Annotated in this window: 26 protein-coding genes; 24 read left to right on the top strand and 2 right to left on the bottom strand. The window is 38.6% G+C overall.

Annotation, left to right across the window (positions count from 1 at the left end; genetic code table 11):
- Positions 1–26: 26 nt before the first annotated feature.
- Together KH893_RS05005 and recN are read left to right on the top strand one after the other, a co-directional pair.
- Positions 27–479 (top strand): arginine repressor, encoded by a 453-nt coding sequence (locus KH893_RS05005; protein WP_281165052.1) that lies wholly within the window; start codon positions 27–29, stop codon positions 477–479.
- Positions 480–499: 20 nt separating this feature from the next.
- Positions 500–2,182: a DNA repair protein RecN gene (gene recN / locus KH893_RS05000; protein WP_281165051.1), complete on the top strand. Its 1,683-nt coding sequence runs from the start codon at positions 500–502 to the stop codon at positions 2,180–2,182.
- A gap of 43 nt (positions 2,183–2,225) precedes the next feature.
- Here the strand turns inward: recN and lexA are convergent, their stop codons facing one another.
- Positions 2,226–2,852, bottom strand: coding sequence for a transcriptional repressor LexA (lexA, locus tag KH893_RS04995; protein WP_281165050.1), 627 nt, complete (start codon positions 2,850–2,852; stop codon positions 2,226–2,228).
- A 140-nt stretch (positions 2,853–2,992) separates the two neighbouring features.
- Between lexA and KH893_RS04990 the strand changes: the two genes are divergently transcribed.
- Complete coding sequence (locus KH893_RS04990; protein WP_281165049.1) at positions 2,993–3,241, top strand: DUF896 domain-containing protein; 249 nt, start codon at positions 2,993–2,995, stop codon at positions 3,239–3,241.
- Positions 3,242–3,314: 73 nt separating this feature from the next.
- A complete protein-coding gene (locus KH893_RS04985; protein ID WP_281165048.1) occupies positions 3,315–3,542 on the top strand; it encodes a YneF family protein in 228 nt (75 codons plus the stop codon).
- Positions 3,543–3,620: 78 nt separating this feature from the next.
- Here KH893_RS04985 and KH893_RS04980 read toward each other — a convergent pair whose 3' ends face one another.
- Positions 3,621–4,253, bottom strand: a complete 633-nt coding sequence (locus tag KH893_RS04980; RefSeq protein WP_281165047.1) for a lysophospholipid acyltransferase family protein — start codon at positions 4,251–4,253, stop codon at positions 3,621–3,623.
- 91 nt (positions 4,254–4,344) lie between these two features.
- Between KH893_RS04980 and KH893_RS04975 the strand changes: the two genes are divergently transcribed.
- The 20 genes from KH893_RS04975 (at position 4,345) to ribF (ending at position 25,919) form a co-directional block, all read left to right on the top strand.
- The gene (locus KH893_RS04975) at positions 4,345–5,100 is read left to right on the top strand and encodes a tRNA1(Val) (adenine(37)-N6)-methyltransferase (RefSeq protein ID WP_281165046.1); all 756 of its coding nucleotides are present in this window, start codon (positions 4,345–4,347) and stop codon (positions 5,098–5,100) included.
- Entirely contained in the window at positions 5,090–5,368 is a 279-nt protein-coding gene (locus KH893_RS04970) for a GIY-YIG nuclease family protein (RefSeq protein WP_281165045.1), read from the top strand. The genes KH893_RS04975 and KH893_RS04970 overlap by 11 nt, the downstream gene beginning before the upstream one ends.
- Before the next feature lie 46 nt (positions 5,369–5,414).
- On the top strand, positions 5,415–6,407 hold the full coding sequence (locus KH893_RS04965; protein WP_281165044.1) for a D-2-hydroxyacid dehydrogenase: 993 nt from the start codon (positions 5,415–5,417) through the stop codon (positions 6,405–6,407).
- Between the two features lie 151 nt (positions 6,408–6,558).
- Positions 6,559–7,365, top strand: coding sequence for a 30S ribosomal protein S2 (gene rpsB, locus KH893_RS04960; RefSeq protein WP_281165043.1), 807 nt, complete (start codon positions 6,559–6,561; stop codon positions 7,363–7,365).
- A gap of 80 nt (positions 7,366–7,445) precedes the next feature.
- The gene (tsf, locus tag KH893_RS04955) at positions 7,446–8,324 is read left to right on the top strand and encodes a translation elongation factor Ts (RefSeq protein ID WP_281165042.1); all 879 of its coding nucleotides are present in this window, start codon (positions 7,446–7,448) and stop codon (positions 8,322–8,324) included.
- Between the two features lie 170 nt (positions 8,325–8,494).
- Positions 8,495–9,217, top strand: coding sequence for a UMP kinase (gene pyrH, locus KH893_RS04950; protein ID WP_281165041.1), 723 nt, complete (start codon positions 8,495–8,497; stop codon positions 9,215–9,217).
- Positions 9,218–9,219: 2 nt separating this feature from the next.
- Positions 9,220–9,783, top strand: a complete 564-nt coding sequence (frr, locus tag KH893_RS04945) for a ribosome recycling factor (protein ID WP_281165040.1) — start codon at positions 9,220–9,222, stop codon at positions 9,781–9,783.
- A gap of 128 nt (positions 9,784–9,911) precedes the next feature.
- Positions 9,912–10,688, top strand: coding sequence for an undecaprenyl pyrophosphate synthase (uppS, locus tag KH893_RS04940; protein ID WP_281165039.1), 777 nt, complete (start codon positions 9,912–9,914; stop codon positions 10,686–10,688).
- Between the two features lie 4 nt (positions 10,689–10,692).
- Positions 10,693–11,478 (top strand): phosphatidate cytidylyltransferase, encoded by a 786-nt coding sequence (locus tag KH893_RS04935; RefSeq protein WP_281165038.1) that lies wholly within the window; start codon positions 10,693–10,695, stop codon positions 11,476–11,478.
- A 33-nt stretch (positions 11,479–11,511) separates the two neighbouring features.
- Positions 11,512–12,780, top strand: coding sequence for an RIP metalloprotease RseP (gene rseP / locus KH893_RS04930; RefSeq protein WP_281165037.1), 1,269 nt, complete (start codon positions 11,512–11,514; stop codon positions 12,778–12,780).
- A 41-nt stretch (positions 12,781–12,821) separates the two neighbouring features.
- On the top strand, positions 12,822–14,549 hold the full coding sequence (locus KH893_RS04925) for a proline--tRNA ligase (RefSeq protein WP_281165036.1): 1,728 nt from the start codon (positions 12,822–12,824) through the stop codon (positions 14,547–14,549).
- A 29-nt stretch (positions 14,550–14,578) separates the two neighbouring features.
- Entirely contained in the window at positions 14,579–18,919 is a 4,341-nt protein-coding gene (locus tag KH893_RS04920; RefSeq protein ID WP_281165035.1) for a PolC-type DNA polymerase III, read from the top strand.
- A 127-nt stretch (positions 18,920–19,046) separates the two neighbouring features.
- Complete coding sequence (gene rimP, locus KH893_RS04915; RefSeq protein ID WP_281165034.1) at positions 19,047–19,520, top strand: ribosome maturation factor RimP; 474 nt, start codon at positions 19,047–19,049, stop codon at positions 19,518–19,520.
- A 24-nt stretch (positions 19,521–19,544) separates the two neighbouring features.
- The gene (gene nusA, locus KH893_RS04910; protein WP_281165033.1) at positions 19,545–20,621 is read left to right on the top strand and encodes a transcription termination factor NusA; all 1,077 of its coding nucleotides are present in this window, start codon (positions 19,545–19,547) and stop codon (positions 20,619–20,621) included.
- A gap of 43 nt (positions 20,622–20,664) precedes the next feature.
- Positions 20,665–20,970, top strand: coding sequence for an RNase P modulator RnpM (gene rnpM, locus KH893_RS04905; protein WP_281165032.1), 306 nt, complete (start codon positions 20,665–20,667; stop codon positions 20,968–20,970).
- On the top strand, positions 20,967–21,308 hold the full coding sequence (locus KH893_RS04900) for a ribosomal L7Ae/L30e/S12e/Gadd45 family protein (RefSeq protein ID WP_281165031.1): 342 nt from the start codon (positions 20,967–20,969) through the stop codon (positions 21,306–21,308). Before rnpM ends, KH893_RS04900 begins: the two co-directional genes overlap by 4 nt.
- 4 nt (positions 21,309–21,312) lie before the next feature.
- Positions 21,313–23,553 carry a translation initiation factor IF-2 gene (infB, locus tag KH893_RS04895; RefSeq protein WP_281165030.1) on the top strand — a complete coding sequence of 747 codons (2,241 nt, stop codon included), beginning with the start codon at positions 21,313–21,315 and terminating at the stop codon, positions 23,551–23,553.
- Positions 23,554–23,577: 24 nt separating this feature from the next.
- Complete coding sequence (gene rbfA, locus KH893_RS04890; RefSeq protein WP_281165029.1) at positions 23,578–23,946, top strand: 30S ribosome-binding factor RbfA; 369 nt, start codon at positions 23,578–23,580, stop codon at positions 23,944–23,946.
- 123 nt (positions 23,947–24,069) lie between these two features.
- The gene (gene truB, locus KH893_RS04885) at positions 24,070–24,975 is read left to right on the top strand and encodes a tRNA pseudouridine(55) synthase TruB (RefSeq protein ID WP_281165028.1); all 906 of its coding nucleotides are present in this window, start codon (positions 24,070–24,072) and stop codon (positions 24,973–24,975) included.
- Between the two features lie 5 nt (positions 24,976–24,980).
- Complete coding sequence (ribF, locus tag KH893_RS04880) at positions 24,981–25,919, top strand: riboflavin biosynthesis protein RibF (protein WP_281165027.1); 939 nt, start codon at positions 24,981–24,983, stop codon at positions 25,917–25,919.
- Positions 25,920–25,982: the final 63 nt, after the last annotated feature.

Genomic DNA, 25,982 nt, shown 5'->3' with positions numbered 1-25,982 from the left:
ATATTATTTAGGGAACGGTGAAATTAATGCGAAAACTTGAAAGACAAAAAGCAATCAGAAAGTTAATTCAACAGTATAGTATTGATCGGCAAGAAGATATTGTAAAATTGCTGCAAGAGCAAGCGATTAAGGTTACTCAAGCAACAGTTTCACGTGATGTTAAGGAATTGCAATTAGTAAAATTACCGGCTCCAAATGGCGGCTATCAATATAGTTTGCCAGCTGAAAAAAAATTAAACGCTGAGAAAAAGTTGAAGAAGACTTTGCATGATGCGTATTTATCTTCAAGATTACATGAATCTTTTTTCTTGATTAAATTATTGCCGGGCAATGGTCCTGCAGTCGCTAGTTTGATTGATCAATTGAAGGTTAAAGAAATTTTTGGTTCTTTGGGCGATGATGATACAGTTCTAGTGATTGCTCAGGATCCACCGGCAGCCAAAGAAGTTCAAAGATTACTGTTAGAAATGGTCAGTTGAAATTTTAGGGGAATGATTAGATGCTGCGAGAATTGATAATTAAAGACTTTGCCATTATTGAGCAAATTGACATTACTTTTCAGGCTAAAATGACAGTCATTACCGGCGAAACTGGAGCGGGAAAATCAATTGTCATTGATGCTTTAGGTTTATTGGCGGGCGGTCGAGCATCACAAGAGTTTATTCGCAAAGGGGCTAATAAATTTATTTTACAAGGCTTGTTTGACTTGCCATTAGCGTCGGCTGAGCAAGGCTTTTTGCACTCACTCGGCATTAATTGGGATGAAGGCAATCTGATCTTACAGCGTGAATATTCACGCAGTGGGCATGGAACCTGTCGAATTAATGGTACCTTAGTTACAAGAACGGTTTTGCGTCAAGTTGGGCAATTATTAATTGATATTCATGGTCAAAATGAACAACAGAGCTTGTTACAAGTTGAGAACCATTTGAAACTTCTCGACCAATTTGATCCGCAAATTCAACCAGTAAAAGATAAGTATCAAACGGCTTTTGAACTTTTCCACAAAAAGGCTGCCTATTTGCAACAACGCAAACAAAATGAACAAAGTTGGGTTCAACGTTTAGATATGTTGAAATTTCAAGTTAACGAAATTGAAAGCGCCAACTTGAAAAAAAATGAAGAACAACAGCTGGTGCAAGAAAAAGAAAAGCTTGAAAACTTTCAGTTGATCCAGCAAACTTTAGCCCAAAGTTACCAGTTATTGAATGGCGAGCCGGTCGCTTTGATTGATCAGGTGGGAACAGTTATGCAACAGATGGAGCAAATTGAGCAATTTTCACCACAATTAAAAAAAATTTCAACTGATGTCACTAATGCGTTTTATTTGTTGCAAGATATCAGTCATGATCTTTCAAGCCAAAATGATCTGCTAGAGTGGGATGAGGATCGTTTGGATCAAGTCAATGAACGATTAGAGTTGATTCATCAATTAGAACATAAATACGGCAGTACTTTAGCTGAAGTCTCAGCATATTATCAAAAGATAAAAACTGAACTGCAACAAATGCAAACGACTGAATCAAGTGGTGATGAATTGGAAAAACAAGTTGTTGATTTGCGACAGGCAGCAGAAAAACTAGCCCGAGATTTATCGCGAATTCGCCAGCAAGCAGCAGTTAAACTTGAAGCAAAAGTCCATCAACAGCTGGCAGCCCTTTATATGAGCAAAACAGTTTTTCAGGTGCGCTTTGGTTCTGTTGATCAATTAAATCTTAGTGGCCGCGATCGGGTGGAGTTTTACATTCAAACTAATCCAGGAGAAAGAATGGGTCCATTGGCAAAAATTGCTTCTGGCGGAGAAATGTCAAGAATCATGCTGGCTTTGAAAACAATTTTTGCTACGCAACAGAATATTACCAGTATCATTTTTGATGAAGTTGATACCGGGGTTAGCGGTCGAGTTGCGCAGGCGATTGCTGAGAAAATTTTGCAATTGGCACAACATTCGCAAGTTTTGTGTATCACTCATTTACCACAAGTTGCCGCAGTCGGTGATCATCATTTACTTGTAAAAAAAGTAGTGGGAAATGGCCGCACACAAACAACTGTCACAAAGTTAAACCGCAAGCAACGAGTTGCAGAACTGGCGCGAATGGTAGCCGGCAGTCAGATTACGTCATCTGCTATTGAACATGCCCAAGAATTGATTACCTTAGCTGATAAATTAAAGCAAGACTAAAAAACAGATTTTCTAGACAATTACTGTTAGAAAATCTGTTTTTCTATGAAACAAAATTACGGTAGAGCCCGATTACTTTGCCAAGAATTAAAACATTATTTAAAATAATTGGAGCCATGGTGTCATTTTCTGGTTGCAAGCGGATATGATTGGTTTCTTTAAAAAATCGTTTGCAAGTTGCCTCATTGTCTTCAGTCATGGCGATCACGATATCACCGTTATCCGCTGATCTTTGTTTTCGGACAATTACTTGGTCGCCATTTAAAATGCCAACGTTGATCATGCTTTCTCCCCGAATTGTTAGCATAAATAAATCATCAGCTGAGTCAAATTCGGGCGGCAAGGGGAAAAATTCATTTGTTTCTTCAACTGCTAAAATTGGCGAGCCAGCTGTCACCGTGCCAACAACAGGTATTTTTTTTGCATGGATTTTAATGCCAATCATTTCTAAACCAGCCTTGGTCAATTCGATTGCTCGTGGCTTTGTGGCATCTTTTTGCAAGTAGCCCTTTTTTTCTAGTCGACTCAAATGGCCGTGAACAGTTGAAGTCGAGGATAGCTGAACTGCCTCACAAATTTCTCTAACAGTTGGTGGATAGCCCTGTGCATTTACTCGATCATAAATAAAACGTAAAATCGCTAGTTGTTTTTTTTCTGATGTTTTTGTCATTTTCTGCCACTCCAATAAATTCTCTATTTTTATCTTAGCATAACGTTTTTTAATTAGCAAACAAACGTTCGTTAAGTTTGAAAAAGAGGCTGATTTCGGTTAAGATGATTAAGTGAAATTAATAAAAATGAGGTAACGATATGGCAGCAAAAATACCAAGCAAATTAATTAACCGAATCAATCAGTTGGCACACAAACAAAAATCGGTGGGTTTAACAGCTGATGAGTTAGCCGAGCAACAAAGCTTACGTGAAACTTACTTAGCTCTTTTTCGACAAACATTTCGGAGTAATGTTGAAATGATGCGAGTTTTTGATAAAAATGGCAAAGAAGTAACCTCCCGCAAAGTTCGTGAGATCCAAAAGCAGCGGGGATTACGAGACGATTAGCTAATTTTGTCTTTATTTTTGTGAATCTTTTGTGTAAAATTAGTTTTGAGGTCATTCGAAAGGAGCTATTGTCATGTCGACAGGCGTATGGATTTTATTGATTATTTTAGCTTTGGTCTTAGGTTTTGTGGGCGGTTTTTTCGCAGCCAGAAAATATATGGAAAATTACTTGAAGAAGAATCCCCCAATTAATGAAAACATGTTAAAAACTATGATGTTGCAAATGGGTCAAAAACCTTCAGAACGAAAATTACATCAGATGGTAAATGCGATGAAAGCCCAAAGTGCCAAAAAAAAATAATCTTAACAAAGAGGCTGGGACAAAACGATAATTTTGCCTCAGTCTCTTTGTTTTTGAAATTATAAGTTAATTCGTTAATTATTTTTGCTTAAGACTTTTAGGATCTACATAGCTATAATTCGGATCAATTTGATCGTCAAGTTGTTGGAAGGCAGACTGCAACTGAGAAATAACTTTCTTTTCGAATTCTTCATTGATCCGAGCTTTGCGATCAACATAAATTGGCTGACCAAAATTAACGGTGACTTTTTTGCGGGTCATTAAATGCTTAAAAGTTACTGGCCCTTGGTAAACGGCTGGAATAATCGGTACGCCAGCTAATTTAGCAATTAAGACCACGCCACCTTTCATTTCTTGCGAATGGCGTGTGCCAGATGGGAACATAATCAACGAAAGATCCCTTTTTTTTAACCAACGAACTGGAATTTTTATTGCTGAAGGTCCTGGATTTTCACGGTCTACAGCAAAAGCATTGGCATGAACTAAGATGAAGCGCAGGATAGGATTTGTAAACAGTTCTTTTTTAGCCATAAAAGAAAATTGCTTTGGACTGGCACCCAAAGCAAAATAAATCATATCAAACCAGGCACGATGTGGACCAACTAAGATATAATTACCCTGAGGCAGATTTTTCTTATTTAAGTAATGGGCATTGCCGTTAATGATCCAAACAATCAAGCGAGCAACGACCCGAATAAAAGAATAAAACACGATTTTTAGTTCCTTTCTAATATTGATTTTCAGTTATTAGTATGCCTAATTTTAAAAAATGTTGCAAGTTATTCATAAAGGATCGAAATAAATGAATTCAAAACCAAATTTAAATAGTAATGAGCGAATCGATCAATTAACTGCACATGGTGTGCAAGTCATTCAAAGTCCGGAAGTCTTTTCCTTTTCTTTAGATGCAGTTTTAATAGCTGATTTTTGCCGTCCAGCTAAACGTGCTGATCGCCGGATCGTTGATTTATGTGCCGGCAATGGGGCAGTAGGATTGTTTATCGCTCATAAAACGGCTGCTCAGATCATTGAAGTTGAAATTCAACCGCGCTTGGCTGACATGGCACAGCGTAGTATTTTACTAAATGGATTGCAAAAACAAATGTCAGTTTTAAATCTAGATGCAAAGCAGATTTTTGCTTCAGTGGCAAAAGATTCCGTTGATACTGTTGTTTGCAATCCACCATATTTTCCTGATTTAAAAACGAGCAAAAAAAATCCTAATCAGTATTTAGCAATTGCGCGGCACGAAATTAAAATCAACTTAGCTCAAGTAATAAATATCAGCAGTCAGCTTTTAAAAATGAAAGGAAAGTTTTTTTTAATTCATCGTCCCGACAGATTTAGCGAGATTTTGGCTTTGCTAGGTCAGGCTCAAATGGCAGTCAATCAGGTACGCCTAGTTTATCCTAAGGCTGATCGGCCTGCTAACATGATTTTAATTGAAGCTATCAAAAATGGTAGCCAGCAAGGGATGAGATTTTTACCGCCCTTAATTGTATATGGTCAAAATAACCAATATTCAACAACAGTTAGGCAAATACTCCATGGAGAATAATAGAAAAAAATATTACTTTTACGTTCTTTATTGTGCTGATCGAACCTTATATGGTGGATTCACCACAAATTTGAAACAACGTGAGCGTACTCATAACTTGGGCAAGGGGGCAAAATATACCCGACCTCAAAAACGTCGACCAGTCAAAATTATTTATTTTGAAGCCTTTAGTGAAAAATCGGCGGCACTTAAAGCTGAATATGCCTTTAAGCATCAAAAACGGTCGGCAAAAATTTCCTTTTTACGTACGCATGGGGTTAAAATATAATTGTCAGATTACACGAACGATATTTAATTTGAGGAGGATCTTTAAAATGAAGTTTATTGCTTTTGACGTTCGTGACGATGAAAAAACTTATTTTCTAGCTTGGGAAAGAGAAAATAATATTAAGGTCACTTTAGATTCAGGGGTACTTGATGATCAAGCCTTAGAAAAAGTAAAGGGTTATGATGGGGTATTAGCTTTACAGACTAGAGCTTATCCAGCTGGAATGTTTGAATTCTTTAAAAAACATGGAATCAAAGTTCTTTCAGTCAGAAATGTTGGAGTTGACAATCTTGATTTAAAGGCAGCTCAAGCTAATCAAATTTTGGTTACTAATGTCCCAGCTTATTCACCAAATGCTATTGCTGAGTTTTCAGTAACGCAATTATTGCAGCTTTTGCGGCAAACCACGATTTTTCGTCAAAAAGTCGCCGCGCATGACTTTCGCTGGGCACCTTATATCGGTGAAGAATTATGCAGCAAAACGGTTGGTGTAATTGGAACTGGTCGGATTGGCAAAGCAGCAATCAAGATCTATCAAGGATTTAATGCTCAAGTAATTGCCTATGATTTATATCCTGATCCGAAGCTGAAATCTCAAGGAATTTATGTGCCAACATTAGCTGATTTGTTCCAGCAAGCAGATGTAATTACATTACATTTACCAGCAACTGCACAAGATCATTATTTATTGGGCGAAAAAGCTTTTGCACAAATGAAACAAGGGGTTTATATTGTCAATACAGCTCGTGGCGCTTTGATTGATACTAAAGCGTTATTGGCAGCACTTAAAAATCATCGAGTCGCTGGTGCAGCGTTAGACACTTATGAAAATGAAAATTCAATTTTCAATCATGATTTACGCTCACAGCCATTTGATGACCCGATTTTAGCTGAGTTGTTAGTTCAGCCCAATGTCTTGATTACACCGCATATTGCTTTTTATACAAAACCAGCGGTGGAAAATATGGTTTTGATTGCTTTAAATAGTGCCAAAGCTGTTTGTCAACAGGGAAAATCAGATAATTTAGTAACAAAATGATGATAAAGTCTTGCACTTGTGATTGATTTATTATAAAATCAAAAAGGTGTCTTGACACCAATTCACACCTTAGCAGTGGCTTTCAGGGTGCTCGTTGGAGTCCTCAAGGTTAAACGCTAAGGGAGGAAAAAACAATTTTGGAGGTTTTAGAATGTCTGTTATAACTATGAAGCAGCTCCTTGAAGCTGGTGTTCATTTTGGTCATCAAACGCGTCGTTGGAATCCAAAGATGAAGAAATATATTTTCACCGAAAGAAATGGAATTTATATTATTGATCTACAAAAGACCGTTAAATTGATCGATCAAGCATATGATTTTGTCAAAAATGTTGCTGCCAACAATGGAGTCGTTTTATTTGTTGGTACTAAAAAACAAGCTCAGGATGCAATTGAAGAAGAAGCTAAGCGTGCTGGTCAGTTTTACGTTAACCATCGTTGGTTAGGTGGTACTTTAACTAACTGGGATACGATTCAAAAGCGGATCAAGCGTTTGAAAGAAATTAAGGCAATGTCAGAAGATGGTACTTTTGATGTTTTACCAAAGAAGGAAGTAGCTCTTTTGATTAAGGAAAGAGATCGGCTTCAAAAGTTCTTAGGTGGCATCGAGGATATGCCACATTTACCAGATGCTTTGTTTATTGTTGATCCGCGCAAAGAACGAATTGCTGTTAAAGAAGCACGCAAGTTGAATATTCCAATCATAGCAATGGTTGATACTAATGCTGATCCAGATGAAATCGATGTTAAGATTCCATCAAATGATGATGCTATCCGAGCAGTTCGTTTGATTACTTCAAAGATGGCTGATGCAGTCGTTGAAGCGCGTCAGGGCGAAGAGCAAACTGAGGCTGACGATCAGCAGGCTGTTGCTGCCAAAAAAGATGATAAAGCGGAATCAATCGAAGAAATCGTTGAAGCTGTTGAAGGAAAAAATCAAGCTAAACAAGATGCTGAATAACTAAAACTGAGGCTGTCTCGAACACGGGCATGTGTGGCCTAAAGTTTGGGCAGCTTTTAATTATTAAGGAGGATTTATTAATGGCAAAAATTACTGCTAGTCAAGTCAAGGAGCTACGTGATAAAACTGGTGTTGGAATCATGGATGCTAAAAAGGCATTAGTTGCTGCTGAAGGTGATTTAGCAAAAGCAGTTGATTTATTAAGAGAAAAAGGAGTTGCTAAGGCTGCCAAAAAAAGCGATCGGGTTGCTGCTGAAGGTTTGGCGGACGTGGAAACAGTTGACAATGTTTCAGCGATCGTTGAAGTTAACGCTGAGACAGACTTTGTAGCTCAAAATGATAAATTTAAAGCACTTGTCAAGCTAGTTGCCGAAACAATTGCAAAAAATAAGCCAGCTGATGTTTCAGCAGCTTTAAATTTGCCAGTTGATGGTATGACGGTCAATGATAAGATCATCGAAGCAACCCAAGTGATTGGTGAGAAGATTTCTTTACGGCGTTTTATGGTCGTTGAAAAGCAAGCTGGTCAATCCGTTGGCTCTTATCTTCATATGGGTGGTAAAATTGCTACGATTGCCGTTCTTGATGGAGCTGATGCAGTAACTGCTAAAGATGTGGCGATGCATGTGGCTGCTATCAATCCCAAGTATGTTGATCGTACTCAGGTTCCAACAGCTGAAGTTGAGCATGAAAAAGAAGTTCTGAAGCAAGAAGCGTTAAACGAAGGCAAACCAGCTAAGATTGTTGAAAAAATGGTTGCTGGTCGGCTTAACAAATTCTTTGCAGAAGTTAGTTTGGCTGATCAGGAGTTTGTTAAGGATCCAGATCAAACAGTTGCTAAGTATGTTGCTTCAAAAAATGGCAAACTAGTTTCTTTTGTTCGTTATGAAGTTGGCGAAGGAATTGAGAAAAAGGCTGATAATTTTGTTGAAGAAGTTATGAATCAGGTAAAAGGTTAAGATTTAACAAAGATTTTTAAGACTATCTGTTCTATTTATTGTAGAATAGATAGTCTTTTTAGCAAAATGACAAATGAATTAAAGATATTAAATAGTCTGTTTTTATGATAAAATGAATAGTAAATGTGCATAAATACTTGCACAGATAATTATTTCAGAGGAGGCCCATCATGGTGGACGTCAAATATAAACGAATCGTATTAAAATTAAGCGGTGAAGCTTTAGCAGGGAAACAGCAAATAGGTATTAATCCCCCTGAAATCAAAAAGGTGGCTGCTGAAATTAAAGAAGTTTATAAAATGGGTGTTGAGATTGCAATCGTTGTAGGCGGCGGTAATATGTGGCGTGGTGAATCTGGAGCTCAGATGGGAATGGAACGTTCACAGGCAGATTACATTGGAATGTTAGCAACGGTAATGAATGCCTTGGCGCTTCAAGATAATTTGGAATCGTTAGCTGTTCCGACCCGAGTCCAAACGGCAATTGAAATGCGTCAAATTGCTGAACCCTACATTCGAAGGAAAGCAATTCGTCACTTAGAGAAAGGTCGAATCGTTATTTTTGCAGCGGGTACTGGATCGCCTTATTTTTCAACGGATACCACGGCAGCTTTAAGAGCATCAGAAATCAATGCTGATGTGATTTTAATGGCTAAAAATGGCGTAGATGGAATTTATTCAGCTGATCCACAAAAGGATGCCAATGCAGTTAAGTTCCGCGAATTAACGCATCTAGATATTATCAATAAGGGTCTGCATGTTATGGATACAACAGCTTCTTCTTTATCAATGGATAATGATATTCCCTTGGTTGTTTTCAATATGAATCAACGTGGAAATATTAAACGTGTTATCAAGGGTGAACCAATTGGGACAACAGTGAAAGGAAAATAGAGATGAAGATCAACAATCCAATTATTCAAAGTGCACAAGAAAAAATGAAAAAAGCTGAACAAGCACTGCAACGTGATTTAGGTGGAATTCGAGCAGGCCGAGCGAATGCAAGTTTGCTTAATCGAATCAAGGTTGACTATTATGGTGCACCAACACCTTTAAATCAATTAGCTCAGATTACGATTCCAGAAGCGCGGGTTTTGTTAGTTAAACCATTTGATAAATCAGCTTTAAAGGAAATTGAACGAGCAATTTTGGCTTCAGATTTAGGGATATCACCAACTAATGATGGGACAGCGATTAGATTGGTAATTCCACAGTTAACAGAAGAACGGCGAAAAGAATTGGCCAAGCAAGTTAAAGCTGAGGCTGAAAAGGGGAAAGTCGCCGTTAGAAATGTCCGTCGTGAAATGATGGATAATTTAAAGAAAGCTGAAAAAAATGGTGATTTGAACGAAGATGAATTACACAACTTTGAAGACCAAGCTCAAAAAGTCACCAATCAAGCAATTAAAGCCATTGAAGCGATCCAAGCAGATAAGGAAAAAGAGATTCTTGATGATTAAGTCAAGTAGTGTTAGGTATTGCTTATTAAGTTACTGAACATTTTGAAGGCAACTTTGAACTTGGAGGATAATAAGTTATCCAAAAAGCAAAAAAAGTTGTTTTTTTAAAGTTACAGGAGGTCGTAATCATGTTTTCCAATTATTTGCAAAATGATTCATCACTGCAAAATGATGCACAGCTTGATTTAAAAAGAGTTCCGCGACATATAGCAATTATTATGGATGGAAATGGGCGCTGGGCTCAAAAAAGGCATCTTCCACGAACTGCTGGACATAAAGCAGCCTTGACAACCGTTAAGGAAGTTACCAAAGCTGCTAGTAATTTAGGTGTTAAAGTTTTGACACTATATACTTTTTCGACTGAGAATTGGAAACGTCCTAAAAGTGAAGTCAATTTTCTAATGAGTTTGATTGCGACTTCTTTTAAAACTTTTATGCCAGAATTAATTGCTAATAATGTCCGTGTTTTCGTAATCGGTGAACTAGCTGGTTTACCGCCTAAAACCTTAGCAACTGTCCAAAAAGCGATGAGGGACACTGCCAATAATACAGGAATGATTTTAAATTTTGCAATTAATTACGGGGGCCGGGATGAATTGATTAAAGCAGCTAAAGATTTGGCGACTTTAGCAGTTGATCAGCAACTAAAACCAGAACAGATTGATGAGCATTTATTTGCTGATCATTTGATGACTGCTCAACTTGGTCAATTTGCTGATCCCGACTTATTGATTCGAACTAGTGGGGAAGAAAGAATTTCTAATTTTCTTTTGTGGCAAGTTGCTTATAGTGAATTTGTCTTTTCAAAAGTTTTATGGCCAGATTATTCTTCGGCGGAGTTGAAAGCAAATATTATTGAATATCAAAGCCGCAGTCGTCGTTTTGGTGGCTTGAAAAAGGAGTAGTTTAATGAAACAACGTGTAATTACCGCAGTCGTCGCTTTACTGATTTTTATTCCTTTAGCAATTATCGGTAAAACACCGTTCAATATTTTGACGATCGTCTTAGGTTTAATTGCCATGTCTGAGATCTTGATCATGCGGAAGAAGCTATTGGTTTCTCCAGAAGCCTTATTTAGTGGGTTAGCTGCTTTTGTGCTGTTAGTACCAACGACATGGCTTGATTTTTTACCATCGAATAGTTCACGATTTACGATTTTTTATTTCTTTATGTTGTTATTGCTGTTATATACAGTAATAACACGCAATCGCTTTTCTTTTGATGATGCGGCTGTCTTACTGCTGGGTGCCTTGTTCATTTCAATGGGATTTCATTACTTGATTGCGGCACGTCAAGCAGGGCTATCAACCTTATTTTTCTTATTATTAATTGTTTGGTCGACAGATACCGGGGCATATTTGTTTGGCCGTAGATTTGGCAAACATAAATTGGCTCCGCATATCAGCCCTAATAAGACTTGGGAAGGATCAATCGGTGGGACTTTACTAGCTTTGGTCGTTGGAATTATTTTTAATCTTTTTTGGCCGCAGATTACCAATTGGGCATTAGCGGTTGGTATGATTTTAGTGCTATCAATAGTGGGACAGTTTGGCGATTTAGTTGAATCAGCTTTAAAAAGATTTTATGGAGTTAAGGATTCTGGTCGCATTTTACCAGGGCATGGCGGAATTTTAGATCGTTTCGATTCTTTGCTGTTCGTTTTGCCAGTTGCCCACTTTATGTTTTTGCTCTAAGGTATTCCAGACTTGCAAGGAAGGATTTGAGTAATGGTAATTACCATCTTAACGTTTATAATCGTCTTTGGAATTTTAGTTCTAGTTCATGAGTTCGGCCATTTTTATTTTGCTAAAAAGGCTGGTATTCTGGTTCGCGAATTTTCAATAGGAATGGGACCAAAAGTTTTTGCTCACGAGACTGATACCACCACCTATACTTTGAGAATCTTGCCACTCGGCGGCTATGTTCGAATGGCTGGGTTGGAAGATGATGAAGAAGAGTTTAAACCTGGACAAATCGTTAGTTTGCAGTTAGATCACAATAATCAGGTCAGTGTAATTAATGCCAGTCAAAAAAAATTGCTATTTAATGGCATACCTTTGCAGATCAGCAAATGGGATCTCACAGATGAATTGTGGCTAGAGGGTTATTTAAATGGCGATGATTCACAGCTCAAACGCTATCAAGTCAGTCATGATGCCTCAATTATTGAAGAAGATGGGACAAAAATCAGGATTGCACCACGGGATGTTCAATTTCAATCAGCCAAACTTTGGCAACGCATGTTAACTAATTTTGCTGGTCCAATGAATAACTTTTTGTTGGCAATCGTTGCTTTTGCTCTGGTTGCTCTGCTACAAGGCGGTGTTTACCAAACCACCAATCAAGTGGGCACTTTTACGGCTAATTCAGTTGCTCGTCAAGCGGGAATTAAAAGTGGTGATCGGATCGTGGCAGTTGCCGGGAAGAAAACTAAGAATTGGCAGGCTTTAGCTCAAGAGATTAGCCGGTATCCAGGTAAAAAAACGCAATTTACGATCAAACGTCAGCATCAGATTAAACAAATTTGGGTGACTCCGAGAAGTGAGCAGCAAAATGGGAAAAAGGTCGGTGTAATTGGCATTGAAGCTAGTCAAAATCATTCATTTGCAGCAATTATTGTTTATGGCTTTACAGCTAGTTGGAATTTGCTAGTAGAATTGCTAGCAGCCATTAAATCAATGTTCACCCAGGGTTTTAATTTAAATGACTTAGGCGGCCCAGTTGCAATTTACTCCTATACGTCACAGGCTGCTAAATACGGTTTGACTAGTGTTATCAATTTATTAGCCTTTTTGTCGTTGAACTTAGGTGTGGTTAATCTTTTTCCGATTCCGGCTTTAGATGGCGGTAAGTTGTTGCTGAATGTGGTTGAAGCAATTCGGCGCAAATCCTTGTCATCAGAGAAAGAAGGCATCTTGACCTTGATTGGCTTTGGATTTTTAATGCTTTTGATGATCTTAGTGACTTGGAATGACATTCAGCGCTACTTTTTTTAAATTAATTTTAAATTTTGAAATAAATTAAGGGAGATTTTTGTATGAAGCAATCAACAATGCTAATTCCGACGGTTAAAGAAGTTCCGAGTGATGCCGAAGCTCTTAGCCATAAGATGATGTTGCGAGCGGGTTATATTAAACAAGTTTCAGCGGGAATGTACGCTTACTTGCCACTGGCTTATCGGGTGATTCAAAAAATTGAGACTATTATCCGAGAAGAAATGGAAAAAATTGATGCAGTTGAAATGTTGGTGCCAACAGTGATCCCGGCTGAATTGTGGCGTCAATCAGGCAGGTATGAAACTTATGGGCCAGAAATGTTTAAATTAAAAGACCGCCATCAACGCGACTTCTTATTGGGACCAACTCACGAAGAAACCTTTACGGTTATTATTAGGGATGCGATTAAATCTTATAAGAAGTTGCCGCTGACTTTATACCAAATTCAAATGAAATATCGTGATGAAGATCGCCCGCGGTATGGTCTATTACGTGGACGCGAGTTTTTGATGTTTGACGCCTATTCTTTTCATGCTGAAGAAGAAAGCCTTGATCGAGTTTATCATCAGATGGAACAAGCTTATGAGCGAATTTTTGAACGTTGTGGTTTGAAGTTCAGAGAAATTATTGCTGATGTCGGTGCTATGGGAGGTAATGCTTCGAAAGAATATATGGCAATGGCTGATGTTGGTGAGGATACGATCGTTTATTCTGATCAAAGTGACTATGCTGCTAATTTAGAAATGGCAAAAAATCAACGTTCCGATCAAAAAATTCATGAAGCAATCGGTGAGTTGCAAAAAGTTGCTACCCCGAATACCAAGTCGGTCAGTGAAGTTGCTAAACTTTTGCAAGTTGATGAAAAGAGAATTATTAAGACTTTATTGTTATTTGCTGACGATCAACCGTTGTTAGTTTTATTGCGAGGAACTGATGAGTTAAATGATGTTAAGCTTACCAATTATCTTGGTGCTAATGAAGTTCGATTGGCGACAACAGAGGAAGCCAGACAGCTTTTGGGAGCTGACTTTGGTTCACTCGGCCCGGTTGGTTTACAGGGGCAGGCTGCAGATTTAAAGGTCTTGGCTGATTTAGATGTTAAACTAATGGAAAATGCGATCATTGGTGCCAATCAGAATGGTTTTCACTATTTGAATGCTAATCTTGAACGGGATTATCGGGTCACTGAATTTGCCGATTTGAGACTAGTTCGCGAAGGCGAGATCTCACCAGATGGTCGAGGCAAGCTAAAGTTTACGCGCGGAATTGAAATCGGTCATGTCTTTAAACTAGGGACACGCTATACTAAAACTCTTTCAGCAAATGTCTTGGATGAAAATGGTCGTCAAAAGCCAATCACCATGGGTTGCTATGGAATTGGAGTTTCACGGTTGCTTTCAGCAATTATCGAACAAAATTGTGATGAAAATGGTATCATTTGGCCAAAAACAATTGCTCCTTTTGATGTGCATGTTATTCCAATCAATATTAAAAATGATGAGCAAAAAGCACTGGCTGTTAAAGTCACTGGTCAATTAGAAGCAGCTGGTTATCAAGTCTTATTAGATGATCGCAAGCAACGTGCTGGAGTCAAATTTGCTGATGCTGATTTGTTAGGTTTACCAGTTCGAATCACGGTTGGGAAAAAAGCAGCTGATGGAATTGTTGAAATAAAAATGCGCCGCAGTGGTGAGACAGTTGAAGTCAAAGCAGCTGAGTTAATCAATACATTGACGATTTTGTCAAAGACAGCGGTTAAGAGATCTTAACGATTAAATTTAGAAAGGATGCATGAGATTTGGAAATCGATCAGTATGAGCTATTTCAAAAATTACTGGATCAGCTCGCATGGCATCCTGATTCTGCCCAGAAACTGTTAAAGCAAACAGCGATTGCAAAAGTTTTGATCCATCAAAAGTCTAAACGTTGGGATTTTTGCTTGAATTGTCCACAAATTTGGTCTTATCAACTTTTTGCTGAGTTTGCTCAACGGCTGCAAGCGGCATTTGAATCAATTGCCAAAGTCAAGATTCGTTTTAAAACTACTGATCAAAACAATTTATCAAATCAATTGTTGGCTGACTATTGGAAGTGGGTCATTGGTCATGCAGGGATCAACTCACCGCTACTGCAGGAACTATTTAATCATAATGTGCCATATATTGAAGATGGCCGTGTCTTGATTTTGGCTGATAATGAAATTATCAAAGATTTTTTGGTCAATCAGGCTTTAGGACCAATTGAAGCGGGTTATCAAGACTTAGGTTTTCCTAAGTTTGCGATTCATACAATGGTTGATCAATCAAAATCACAGCAGAAAATTGAAGAGTTTAAGCAACGGCAAGAAAAATCTGATGAGGCTTTAGCTCAAAAAGCATTAGCAGCCATTCACCAGCAGTCACAACAAAAGAACAAGCCAACTGTGGCACCAATTAAAGAAAATGGCTTGGTAGTGTTGGGCAAAAGGATTGATAACGAGCCAACAATGCAGTTAAGCGAAATTGATCAGGAAGAACGATCAGTCATTGTTCAGGGCTATATTTTTGATAAAGAAGTGCGAACTTTGCGGTCTTCGCGCCAGTTGCTGATCTTGAAGATCACAGATTATAGTTCTTCGATTGTTGTCAAAAAATTTTCACGCAATGATGACGATGAAGCAGCCTTTGCAGCCTTAGCAGAAGGTCAGTGGATCAAAGTTCGTGGAAATGTACAAGAAGACAATTTTCTACATGACTTGGTGATCAATGCCTATGATATTAATCAAGTCACACATCGAAAACGTCAAGATACTAAGCCTGAGGGTGAAAAAAGGATTGAGCTTCACCTTCACACTAATATGAGTACGATGGATGCAACTAACAGTATTACTGATTATGTGAAACAAGCGGCAGCCTGGGGACAATCAGCAATTGCAGTCACTGATCATAGCGATTTACAGGCTTTTCCTGAGGCTCATGCTGCCGGAGAAAAATATGGTGTCAAAATTCTTTATGGAGTCGAGATCAATTTAGTCGATGATGGGATGCCAATTGCTTATAATCAACAGCATGTGAATTTGGATGATGCTACGTATGTAATTTTTGACACTGAAACTACTGGTTTATCAGCCCGCTATGATAAGGTAATTGAGCTAGCTGCAGTAAAAATGCATCATGGAGCCGAAATTGATAGTTTTGAAGAGTTTATTGATCCTGGTCATCCGTTATCGAAGACAACGATTGAATTGACCAGTATTACCGACGAAATGGTCAATGGTTCAAAAAGTGAAAAGGAAGTCTTTCAGCTCTTTCAAAAGTTTTGCCAAGGTTGCATAATTGTTGGACATAATGCCACTTTTGATGTGGACTTCATGAATACTGGTTATCAACGTCATCAACTGCCCATGATTTCTGAACCATGGCTTGATACCTTACCAATGGCTCGACTTTTGTATCCCCAGTTGAAGAGTTTTCGTTTGAACAAACTAACCAAGCTTTTAGATGTTAAATTGGAACATCATCATCGCGCAATTTATGATGCGCGTGCAACAGGCTATGTTTATTTTGCAATGTTGGAAGCTGCCCAAAAAAGGTTTAAGATCCATTTTCAAGATGAGTTTAATCAGCATATTGGTCAAAGTGCTGCCTATCAGCATGAGCATCCTTATCATGCAACACTTTTGGCAGCTAATCAGGGTGGTTTGAAGAATTTATTTAAGCTGGTTTCTGATTCAATGATTAATTATTTTTATCGAGTTCCTCGAGTTCCCCGTTCATTGCTGACCAAGTATCGCCAAGGTTTATTGGTAGGATCAGCTTGCGCAAGCGGTGAAGTCTTTACGGCAATGATGCAAAAAGGATATGATGAAGCAAAAAGACGGGCCCAGTTTTATGACTACCTTGAAGTCCAACCTAAGCCTTTGTATCAACCATTGCTCGATCAAGAATTGGTAAAAAATGAAACAGATTTGGAAGAAATTATTCAGAATCTAATTCAATTAGGTCAAGATTTACGGATCCCAGTGGCAGCAACTGGTGATGTGCATTATTTAAATCAAGAAGATGCCATTTATCGTAAAATCTTGATTAATTCTCAAGGTGGTGCTAATCCTTTAAACCGGTTGCCAGAATTACCCGATGCACATTTTCGGACGACCGATGAAATGTTGCAGGATTTTGCTTTCTTAGGGGAAAATGAAGCAAAAAAAGTGGTCGTTGCTGGTCCAGCTGAAATTTCAGCTAAAATTGATGTTGTTTCACCAGTCAAAGATAAATTGTATACACCCAAAATGCCAGGTGCTGAGGATCAAATTCATGATTTGACATTAAACAAGGCACATGAATTATACGGTGATCCATTACCGGAAATTGTTCAAAAGCGGCTTGAGAAAGAATTAAAAAGTGTCATTGGGAATGGCTTTTCAGTCATTTATCTGATTGCACAAAAATTGGTTTATAAATCAAATAAAGATGGCTATTTAGTCGGATCTCGTGGATCAGTCGGGTCAAGCTTGGTAGCAACGATGACTGGAATTACTGAGGTCAATCCACTGCCTCCTCATTATCGTTGCCCTAAATGCAAATGGAGTCATTTTTACGTCAAAGGTGAATATGGTTCGGGCTATGATTTACCAGCTAAGAAATGTCCTAAATGTCAGACGCTTTTGATCAAAGACGGACAAGATATTCCTTTTGAGACTTTTTTAGGCTTTTACGGCAATAAAGTACCAGATATAGATTTAAACTTTTCTGGTGACTACCAGCCAATTGCTCATAATTATACGAAAGTTCTATTTGGAGAAAATAATGTTTATCGAGCTGGTACAATTGGCACGGTTGCTGACAAAACTGCTTATGGATATGTTAAGGGTTATGAACGTGATACAGAACAGGAATTCAGAAATGCTGAAGTTGATCGCTTAGCCAAGGGAGCGACTGGAGTTAAAAGAACAACTGGACAGCATCCAGCTGGAATTTTGGTTGTACCGGATTATATGGATATTTTTGATTTTACACCAATTCAGTATCCAGCTGATGATCAAACAGCGACTTGGAAAACAACGCATTTTGATTTTCATTCAATTCATGACAATATTTTAAAACTTGATATTTTAGGTCACGATGATCCGACAATGATTCGGATGTTGCAAGATCTTTCCGGAATCAATCCTAAATCGATTCCACCAGCTGATCCAGGTGTAATGCAATTGTTTTCTGGGACTGAAGTTTTAGGGGTAACTCCGGAGCAGATTGGTTCTAAAACCGGAACTTTAGGGATTCCTGAATTTGGAACGCGTTTTGTTCGTGGTATGCTGGAAGAAACCAAACCTAAAACCTTTGCAGAATTATTAAAAATTTCCGGTTTGTCGCATGGAACGGATGTTTGGCTAGGAAATGCTGAGGAATTAATTCAAAATGGCACGGTAACGATGCCAGAGGTCATTGGCTGTCGTGATGATATCATGATGGATTTGATCCATATGGGAGTTGAAGCTGATCGGGCCTTTAAAATTATGGAACATGTCAGAAAAGGACGTGGGATTCCTGAGGATTGGCAAAAAGAAATGCGCCAAGCAAAAGTTCCAGAATGGTATATCAATTCTTGTTTGAAAATCAAATATATGTTTCCAAAAGCTCATGCCGCAGCTTATGTTTTAATGGCCTTGCGGATCGCGTATTTTAAGGTTTATTTTCCACTGATTTATTATGCAGCTTATTTTAGCGTGCGCGCCGATGATTTTGATTTAGTAGCGATGACGTGCGGTAAGGAAACTGTCAAAGCAGCCATCAAAGAAATTAATGCCAAAGGAATGGATGCAAGTACTAAAGAAAAGAATTTGTTGACTGTTTTAGAGCTGGCTAATGAAATGTTGGAACGTGGTTTTAACTTTAAAATGGTTGATTTAGATCGTTCGGCGGTTTCTGCTTGGCTGATTGATGATGATTCATTAATTGCTCCTTTTAATGCAATTCCTGGTTTAGGAACGAATGTTGCGAAACAAATCGTTGCTGCTCGTGAAGAAAAACCATTTCTTTCTAAAGAGGATTTAGCTAAACGCGGCAAAGTTTCAAAGACATTGATCGATTTTATGGATGAGAATCACGTGTTAGATAAATTGCCTGATGAGAATCAACTAAGTTTATTTGATTCCTTGTTTTAGTTTTTAAGAGAAAATTTGTCAAGCGTGATTTTATATGGTATAGTTAACTTGTAATTAATAACTCGTTGGGAGTGAGCAGCAATGCTCGCTCTTTTTATTGCAGCTATTTGTAAAGGAGGGTGACTTAGTGAGTCCCGTCGTTGAAAAAGTAACGGAATTAGTAAAACCAATTTTGACAGATTATCACTTTGAATTAGTTGATATTGAATTTGTTAAAGAAGGCAAGAGTTGGTATTTGAGAGTTTATATTGATAAAGAAGGCGGAATCAACATTGAAGAATGCGCTTTGGTGAGCGACCGCTTAAGTGAACAGCTTGATCAATGTGATCCTGATCCAATACCACAGGCATATTATTTAGAAGTTTCTTCACCGGGGGCAGAACGACCTTTGAAAAATGAAAAGGATCTGCAGCGTGCAATCAATAAATATATTCATGTTTCTTTATATCAGCCTTTAGCTGGGAGAAAGGCTTTTGAAGGTGACTTGACCGCTGTGACACCAACATCTTTAACATTAAGGATCAATGATAAGGGCCGTTTTAAGCAACAGAAAATTTTACGTCAGCAAATTGCCAAAGCACGGTTAGCTATTAAGTTTTAATTTTAATTAAGGAGTTTAAAGACGATGAGCAAAGAATTAGTTGAAGCACTTGATGCTTTGGAAAAGGAAAAGGGAATAAAAAAGCAAGTTGTTGTTGAGGCTTTAGAGGCAGCACTCGTTTCGGCTTATAAGCGAAATTATGGCCAGTCACGTAATGTAGAAGTGGACTTTGATCAACAAGCTGGTGAGATCAATGTTTATGCAGTTAAAGAAGTTGTTGATCAGGTTTTTGATTCCCAATTGGAAATCAGTTTAGAAGATGCTTTAAAAATCAATAAGGCTTATGAGATTGGCGATCAGATCAGATTTAAAGTCACACCTAAAAACTTTGGCCGGATTGCAGCCCAAACGGCTAAGCAAGTTATTATGCAACGGGTACGTGAGGCTGAAAGAAGCATTGTTTATGATCAATATATCCAGTATGAAAAAGAAATCGTTACTGGTGAAGTTGAGCGAATCGATCATCGTTATGTTTATGTAAACCTTGGTCGGGTAGAAGCTGTCTTGTCTCATCAGGATCAGATTCCAGGTGAAGAGTATCATCCACATGATCGAATCAAAGTTTACATTTATAAAGTTGAAAACAGTGCTAAAGGACCGCAAGTCTTTGTTAGTCGCTCACACCCAGATTTGTTAAAGCGATTGTTTGAACAAGAAATTCCAGAAGTTTTTGATGGGACGGTTGAAATCGTTTCGATTGCCAGAGAAGCGGGCGATCGAGCAAAAGTCGCTGTTCGTTCGACTAAAGATGGGGTCGATCCGGTTGGAACCTGTGTTGGACCTCGTGGTGAGCGTGTTCAAGCAATTGTTAATGAACTGCGGGGAGAAAATATGGATATTGTCGAATGGAAAAGTGATCCGGCTGATTTTATCAGCAATGCTTTAAATCCAGCTGAAGTCTTAAATGTGATTTTTGATCCAGACAACGAGCGGGCTTGCACAGTAGTCGTTCCCGATGATCAACTTTCTTTAGCAATTGGCAAACGGGGACAAAATGCGCGCTTGGCAGCCAAATTGACTGGCTATAAGATTGATATTAAATCAGAAAGCGAGTTTGCTGATTTAACAGCAAATTCTGAACAAGAACCAACTGAACAATAAACAATAACTAAATTTGAAGATAATTAACAAAGGGGTGATTAAAATGGTTCGCCGTAGAAAAGTTCCAATGCGCAAAGATATTGTAACTGCTGAAATGAAACCCAAAAAAGAATTGGTTCGAATCGTTAAAAGCAAAGAAGGAGAAATTAGTATTGATCCAACCGGGAAAAAAGCTGGTCGTGGTGCATATATTAGTTTAGATTTAGCAATTGCTAAACAAGCAAAAATTGAGCGGACTTTCGACAAAGCGTTTAATATAAAGGTTGAAGATAACTTTTACGATCAACTGATTGCTTATGTCGATCACCAAGTTGCTCGGCGCGAATTATTTGGAGAGCAAGCAAAATGAACGCTCGGCAACAAGTTTTGCAATTATTAGGGATCGCCCGTCGAGCTGACAAAATAGTTAGTGGCGAAGCACAAGTTCTCAAGCAATTGCCTCAAAGAAAGCTGAGATTGATTTTTTTGGCTACTGATGTAACGCCGACAGCCGCCAAAAAAATCAATGATAAATGTCAATTCTATCAAGTAATTGTTGATCGATCATTTAAGCGCAATGAGCTTAGTCAAGCAATTGGCATGGCTAGATCAGTCGTTGCCTTAACTGATGAGGGCTTTACCAAAAAAGCTTTAGGTTTATTGAAAACCAATCACGATAATAGATCAACTAGAGAAAATGGAGAGTGAGTCTATGGGGAAAAAAAGAATCTACCAATTAGCAAAGGAATTAAATCTTCCTAGTAAAAAAGTTATTGAAGTGGCTAAAAAGCAGGGGTTTGCGGTTGCCAATCATATGTCAACAATTGGCGAAAATGAAGAACGTCAACTGCGTAACTTATTGAGTAAAGCGGGATCGTCAAGCAGTGAAAAAGCTATGACAAAACAGACCAAGGTTCAGGCTAATAAAAAGTCCGTTCAGCCAAAACGTCAGGCTGTTAAGTCTAAGCCAGTAACTGAGAAAAAGCAAAGTCAAGTTAGCAATTCAGTTAATCAGAATAATCAATCCAAAGCTCATAGCAATCAACCGTCGAGAAATACTGAAAAGAAATATAGTGGTCAAAACAATTATTCACAAAATCGTTTTAACCGAAAAAACAAAAAGAACCGTCGCAAGAATCGTCGTCAGGAAAATAAAAAGCCGGCAGTTCCACCACGTAAGAACAAGCCATTGCCAGAGACCTTGGTTTATACAGTTGGAATGAATGTAGCTGATATTTCAAAAAAAATTCATCGTGAACCAGCTGAGATTATCAAAAAACTCTTTTTGCTTGGAGTAATGGTCAATCAAAATCAATCATTAGATAAAGAAACGATTGAATTATTAGCTGAAGAATATGGTATTAAAGCCCAAGAAAAGGTTGAAGTTGATCTTTCTGATATTGATAAGATTTTCGACGATGAAAACAAAAACAAAAAGCATCTGGTTCCTCGTCCGCCAGTAGTTACGGTGATGGGACATGTTGATCATGGCAAGACCACGTTGCTAGATAAGTTAAGGCATACTCATGTGACAGCTAAAGAAGCTGGTGGGATCACACAACATATCGGTGCCTATCAAGTGAAGCATGATGGTAAAACGATCACATTCCTTGATACACCAGGTCACGCTGCTTTTACTAATATGCGAGCTCGCGGTGCTGATATTACTGATATTACCGTTTTAGTAGTTGCAGCTGATGATGGCGTGATGCCGCAGACGATCGAAGCTATTAATCATGCCAAAGCAGCTAAGGTGCCAATCATTGTTGCGGTTAATAAGATTGATAAACCAGGTGCTAATCCTAATCACGTAATGGAACAATTGACGGAATATGAATTGATACCTGAGGATTGGGGTGGCAACACAATTTTTGTTGAAATTTCAGCAAAATTTGGTAAAAATCTCGATGAGTTATTAGATATGATTTTGTTGGAAGCTGAAATGCTTGAGTTACGAGCTAATCCAAAACAACATGGGGCTGGTTCAGTTATTGAAGCACGGTTGGATAAGGGCAAAGGAGCAGTTGCGACCCTTTTGGCTCAACAAGGTACACTGCACGTCGGGGATCCAATTGTTGTCGGTAATACATTTGGCCGAGTTCGGACGATGACCAATGACAAAGGGCAACAAATCAAAAAAGCTTTGCCATCGACACCTGTTGAAATTACCGGTTTAAATGATGTCCCAGACTCTGGTGATCGTTTTGTAGCTTTTGGTGATGAAAAATCTGCTCGGGCAGTTGGTGAAGAACGAGCTAAGCGGGCTTTACGGAAGGAAAGAAGTCAAACGGCGCCGCACGTAACGCTGGATAATCTATTTGATTCGTTAAAAGAAGGCGAATTGAAGGAAGTTGACTTAATTATCAAGGCTGATGTTCAAGGTTCAGTTGAAGCTTTGGCTAATAGTTTTCAGAAAATCAATGTCGAGGGTGTTCGGGTCAATATCATTCATCAAGCAGCTGGCGCAATCAACGAAAGCGATGTTACTTTAGCGGAAGCCTCCAACGCGATCATCATTGGTTTTAATGTTCGTCCGACCCCACAAGCCAAGGCTCAAGCAGAAAGTGATCATGTTGATATTCGTTTGCATAAGGTAATTTATCAAGCAATTGAAGAAGTGGAAACAGCGATGAAAGGGATGCTTGAACCGGTTTATCAAGAAAAAATTATCGGTCAAGTTGAGATTCGTCAAACATATAAAGTTTCTAAACTTGGGACAATCGGTGGTGGCTATGTTACGGATGGTTATATTCAACGTGATAGCGGGGTACGAGTCATCCGTGACGGAATTGTGATTTATGAAGGTAAGCTTGCAAGTTTGAAGCGCTTTAAAGATGATGTTAAGCAAGTTAAGCAGGGCTTTGAATGTGGCTTAATGGTTGAAAATTATAATGATATTAAAGTTGGCGATCAAATTGAGGCCTTTATTATGCAGGAAGTTCCAGCAAAATAGTAATTTTTTAAAGGAGAATTAACTTTGGTTCGTAATTACCGTATAGGTCGTTTAGAGCAAGAGATTCAGCGTGAAGTTGATGATATTTTGATGAAACGTGTTCGAGACCCCCGTGTCCAAGGCGTTACAATTACGGGTGTCGAAGTGACGGGAGACTTGCAGCACGCAACTATTTACTATAGCATTTTGTCAGATCAAGCCTCAGCTGCTGAAAAGACGCAGGCTGGCTTGGACAAGGCAACGGGATTGATTCGGCGTGAATTGGGATCGCGCTTAAGCATTTACGTGACACCAGAGATTAAGTTTGAACAAGATCGTTCGGTCCAATATGGCAATCGGATTGATCAGTTGTTGAATCAAGTAAAAAAGAATAATCAAGATAATGATGCATGATCTGCTTAAGTTTAACTTGCTGTATATTTTTAACGGCAGTATTTGCAGACAATTATAAAAGCTGTAACAAAGCACTTGTTTTGTCACAGCTTTTATTTCAAAAAAGATTAAAGGAGGCCGCTAATGGATGGCATAATTCCTTTGTATAAGGAAAAAGGCATGACCAGCAACGATTGTGTCCGTCATTGTCGGCAAATTTTAAAAATGAAACGAGTCGGGCATAGTGGGACCTTAGATCCGAACGTTAACGGGGTTTTGCCAATTTGTATTGGGAAAGCAACTAAAGTCGTTAACTATTTGATGGATTTTGGAAAAGTTTATACCGGCGAAATAATTTTTGGCTTAGCAACCGTTACGGAAGATTTGGATGGAAAAATAATTGCTCAAAAAAAGTTGATGGAGCCTTTTTCAGTTAAGCAAATTGATCAAGCAATGGAAAAATTGACTGGTGATTTGATTCAGATTCCACCACTGTATTCGGCAGTTAAGGTTAACGGCCGACGTTTGTATAACTACGCGCGTTTAGGAATTCCGGTCGAACGTCCTAAGCGAAAAATCAAAGTCAAATATTTCCGCCAAAGCAAACCACCGGTCTTCAATCCGCAAAAGGGACAGCAAACCTGTTTTTTTGAAGTAAGCTGTGGCAAAGGAACTTATATTCGAACACTGGCTAGTGATTTAGGAAAAGCCTTGGGCGTACCTGCTGTCATGTCAAAGTTAACGAGACAAACAAGTGGTGGTTTTGATCTTTCAGAAACGGTCAGTCTTAAGCATTTACGAACAGCAGCAGCGACTGGACAAATTAAAAATCTGATTTACGATTGGGATGTAGCTTTAAAAAACTTCGATCATTATCAGTTGTCACCAGCACAATGGAATAAGGTGAAAAATGGTGGCTTTTTAGATTTAGAGGCTGTCAGTGATGAATTAGTGCTGACTTATCAACAAAAAAGTCGTTGCATTTATCATTTAAACCAGCAGCGAGAGTTTTATGTACCAAAACAGATGATCGATTTGACGGAAGGGTAAGAAGAGTGAAAACAATTGAACTAAGTGAGCCATTTGATTCACAACTCATTCCAGCCGAGAAAGTCGTTTTAGCAACTGGTTTTTTTGACGGTGTTCATCGCGGACACCAACAGGTGATCAAAACGGCAGCTCGACAGGCAAAAAAATTGGGCTGCAAGTTAGCAGTGATGACCCTTGACCGGCATCCAATGATCGTTTTTCAGCATGTCCCGACCAAGCAGGTTCATTATTTGACGACATTGAAGCATAAATTAGAATTATTCCAGCAGTTAGGTGCTGATTATGTATATGTGATCAAGTTGGCGGGGGCCTTGCCGCAAATGCCGCCTCAGGAATTCGTCGATAAATATATGGTTGGTCTGCATGCGACAGCCGTTGTTGCAGGTGAAGATTATACTTATGGCAAGCACACGATTGCTAATATGCGAACTTTGCCAAAATTTGCCCGTGGTCGCTTTCAAGTAATCACAGTCAAACATGTTTTATTTGAACAAGAGAAAATTAGCTCAACAACGATTCGCCAGTTGCTAGATACGGGTCAAATCGATTTAGCAAATCGGTTATTAGGTTATCATTACCAAAATACGGGGCTTGTTGTTCATGGCAAGCAGCTGGGTCGGCAGCTGGGCTTTCCAACTTTAAATTTAAAAATTGATTCCCAGGAACGAGTTTTGGGGGAAGGAATTTATGCGACCAAAGTATGGCTAGATGGAAAAGATTATTTGGGAATGGCTTCAATTGGCAGAAATGAGACTTTCGGCGACGATCAACAACTAACTATTGAAATAAATTTACTTAATTTTTCTAAAATGGTCTATGGTCAACAAGTTATTGTCAATTGGTATCATTATTTACGCGGACAGGTCAAGTTTGTTAGTGCTCAAGCACTGATTGAACAGTTAAAAAACGATCAGCAGCAGACGCTGAACTATTTTCAAAAATGAAAGGGAACTCTTTTTAGCTGATGAAAGTTCAATTCTTGACTTATCAGCCTTTTTCTTGTATAT

The sequence above is a fragment of the Liquorilactobacillus sicerae genome (genome assembly GCF_029916425.1).
GTDB lineage: Bacteria > Bacillota > Bacilli > Lactobacillales > Lactobacillaceae > Liquorilactobacillus > Liquorilactobacillus sicerae.
This window is presented reverse-complemented; position numbering and strand designations above follow the sequence as displayed.

Excerpts from the sequence above, each read along its gene's own strand:
- KH893_RS05005 (WP_281165052.1), top strand. The coding sequence starts at position 27 with ATGCGAAAACTTGAAAGACAAAAAGCAATCAGAAAGTTAATTCAACAG.
- recN (WP_281165051.1), top strand. The coding sequence starts at position 500 with ATGCTGCGAGAATTGATAATTAAAGACTTTGCCATTATTGAGCAAATT.
- lexA (WP_281165050.1), bottom strand. The coding sequence starts at position 2,852 with ATGACAAAAACATCAGAAAAAAAACAACTAGCGATTTTACGTTTTATT.
- KH893_RS04990 (WP_281165049.1), top strand. The coding sequence starts at position 2,993 with ATGGCAGCAAAAATACCAAGCAAATTAATTAACCGAATCAATCAGTTG.
- KH893_RS04985 (WP_281165048.1), top strand. The coding sequence starts at position 3,315 with ATGTCGACAGGCGTATGGATTTTATTGATTATTTTAGCTTTGGTCTTA.
- KH893_RS04975 (WP_281165046.1), top strand. The coding sequence starts at position 4,345 with ATGAATTCAAAACCAAATTTAAATAGTAATGAGCGAATCGATCAATTA.
- KH893_RS04970 (WP_281165045.1), top strand. The coding sequence starts at position 5,090 with ATGGAGAATAATAGAAAAAAATATTACTTTTACGTTCTTTATTGTGCT.
- KH893_RS04965 (WP_281165044.1), top strand. The coding sequence starts at position 5,415 with ATGAAGTTTATTGCTTTTGACGTTCGTGACGATGAAAAAACTTATTTT.
- rpsB (WP_281165043.1), top strand. The coding sequence starts at position 6,559 with ATGTCTGTTATAACTATGAAGCAGCTCCTTGAAGCTGGTGTTCATTTT.
- tsf (WP_281165042.1), top strand. The coding sequence starts at position 7,446 with ATGGCAAAAATTACTGCTAGTCAAGTCAAGGAGCTACGTGATAAAACT.
- pyrH (WP_281165041.1), top strand. The coding sequence starts at position 8,495 with ATGGTGGACGTCAAATATAAACGAATCGTATTAAAATTAAGCGGTGAA.
- frr (WP_281165040.1), top strand. The coding sequence starts at position 9,220 with ATGAAGATCAACAATCCAATTATTCAAAGTGCACAAGAAAAAATGAAA.
- uppS (WP_281165039.1), top strand. The coding sequence starts at position 9,912 with ATGTTTTCCAATTATTTGCAAAATGATTCATCACTGCAAAATGATGCA.
- KH893_RS04935 (WP_281165038.1), top strand. The coding sequence starts at position 10,693 with ATGAAACAACGTGTAATTACCGCAGTCGTCGCTTTACTGATTTTTATT.
- rseP (WP_281165037.1), top strand. The coding sequence starts at position 11,512 with ATGGTAATTACCATCTTAACGTTTATAATCGTCTTTGGAATTTTAGTT.
- KH893_RS04925 (WP_281165036.1), top strand. The coding sequence starts at position 12,822 with ATGAAGCAATCAACAATGCTAATTCCGACGGTTAAAGAAGTTCCGAGT.
- nusA (WP_281165033.1), top strand. The coding sequence starts at position 19,545 with ATGAGCAAAGAATTAGTTGAAGCACTTGATGCTTTGGAAAAGGAAAAG.
- rnpM (WP_281165032.1), top strand. The coding sequence starts at position 20,665 with ATGGTTCGCCGTAGAAAAGTTCCAATGCGCAAAGATATTGTAACTGCT.
- KH893_RS04900 (WP_281165031.1), top strand. The coding sequence starts at position 20,967 with ATGAACGCTCGGCAACAAGTTTTGCAATTATTAGGGATCGCCCGTCGA.
- infB (WP_281165030.1), top strand. The coding sequence starts at position 21,313 with ATGGGGAAAAAAAGAATCTACCAATTAGCAAAGGAATTAAATCTTCCT.
- truB (WP_281165028.1), top strand. The coding sequence starts at position 24,070 with ATGGATGGCATAATTCCTTTGTATAAGGAAAAAGGCATGACCAGCAAC.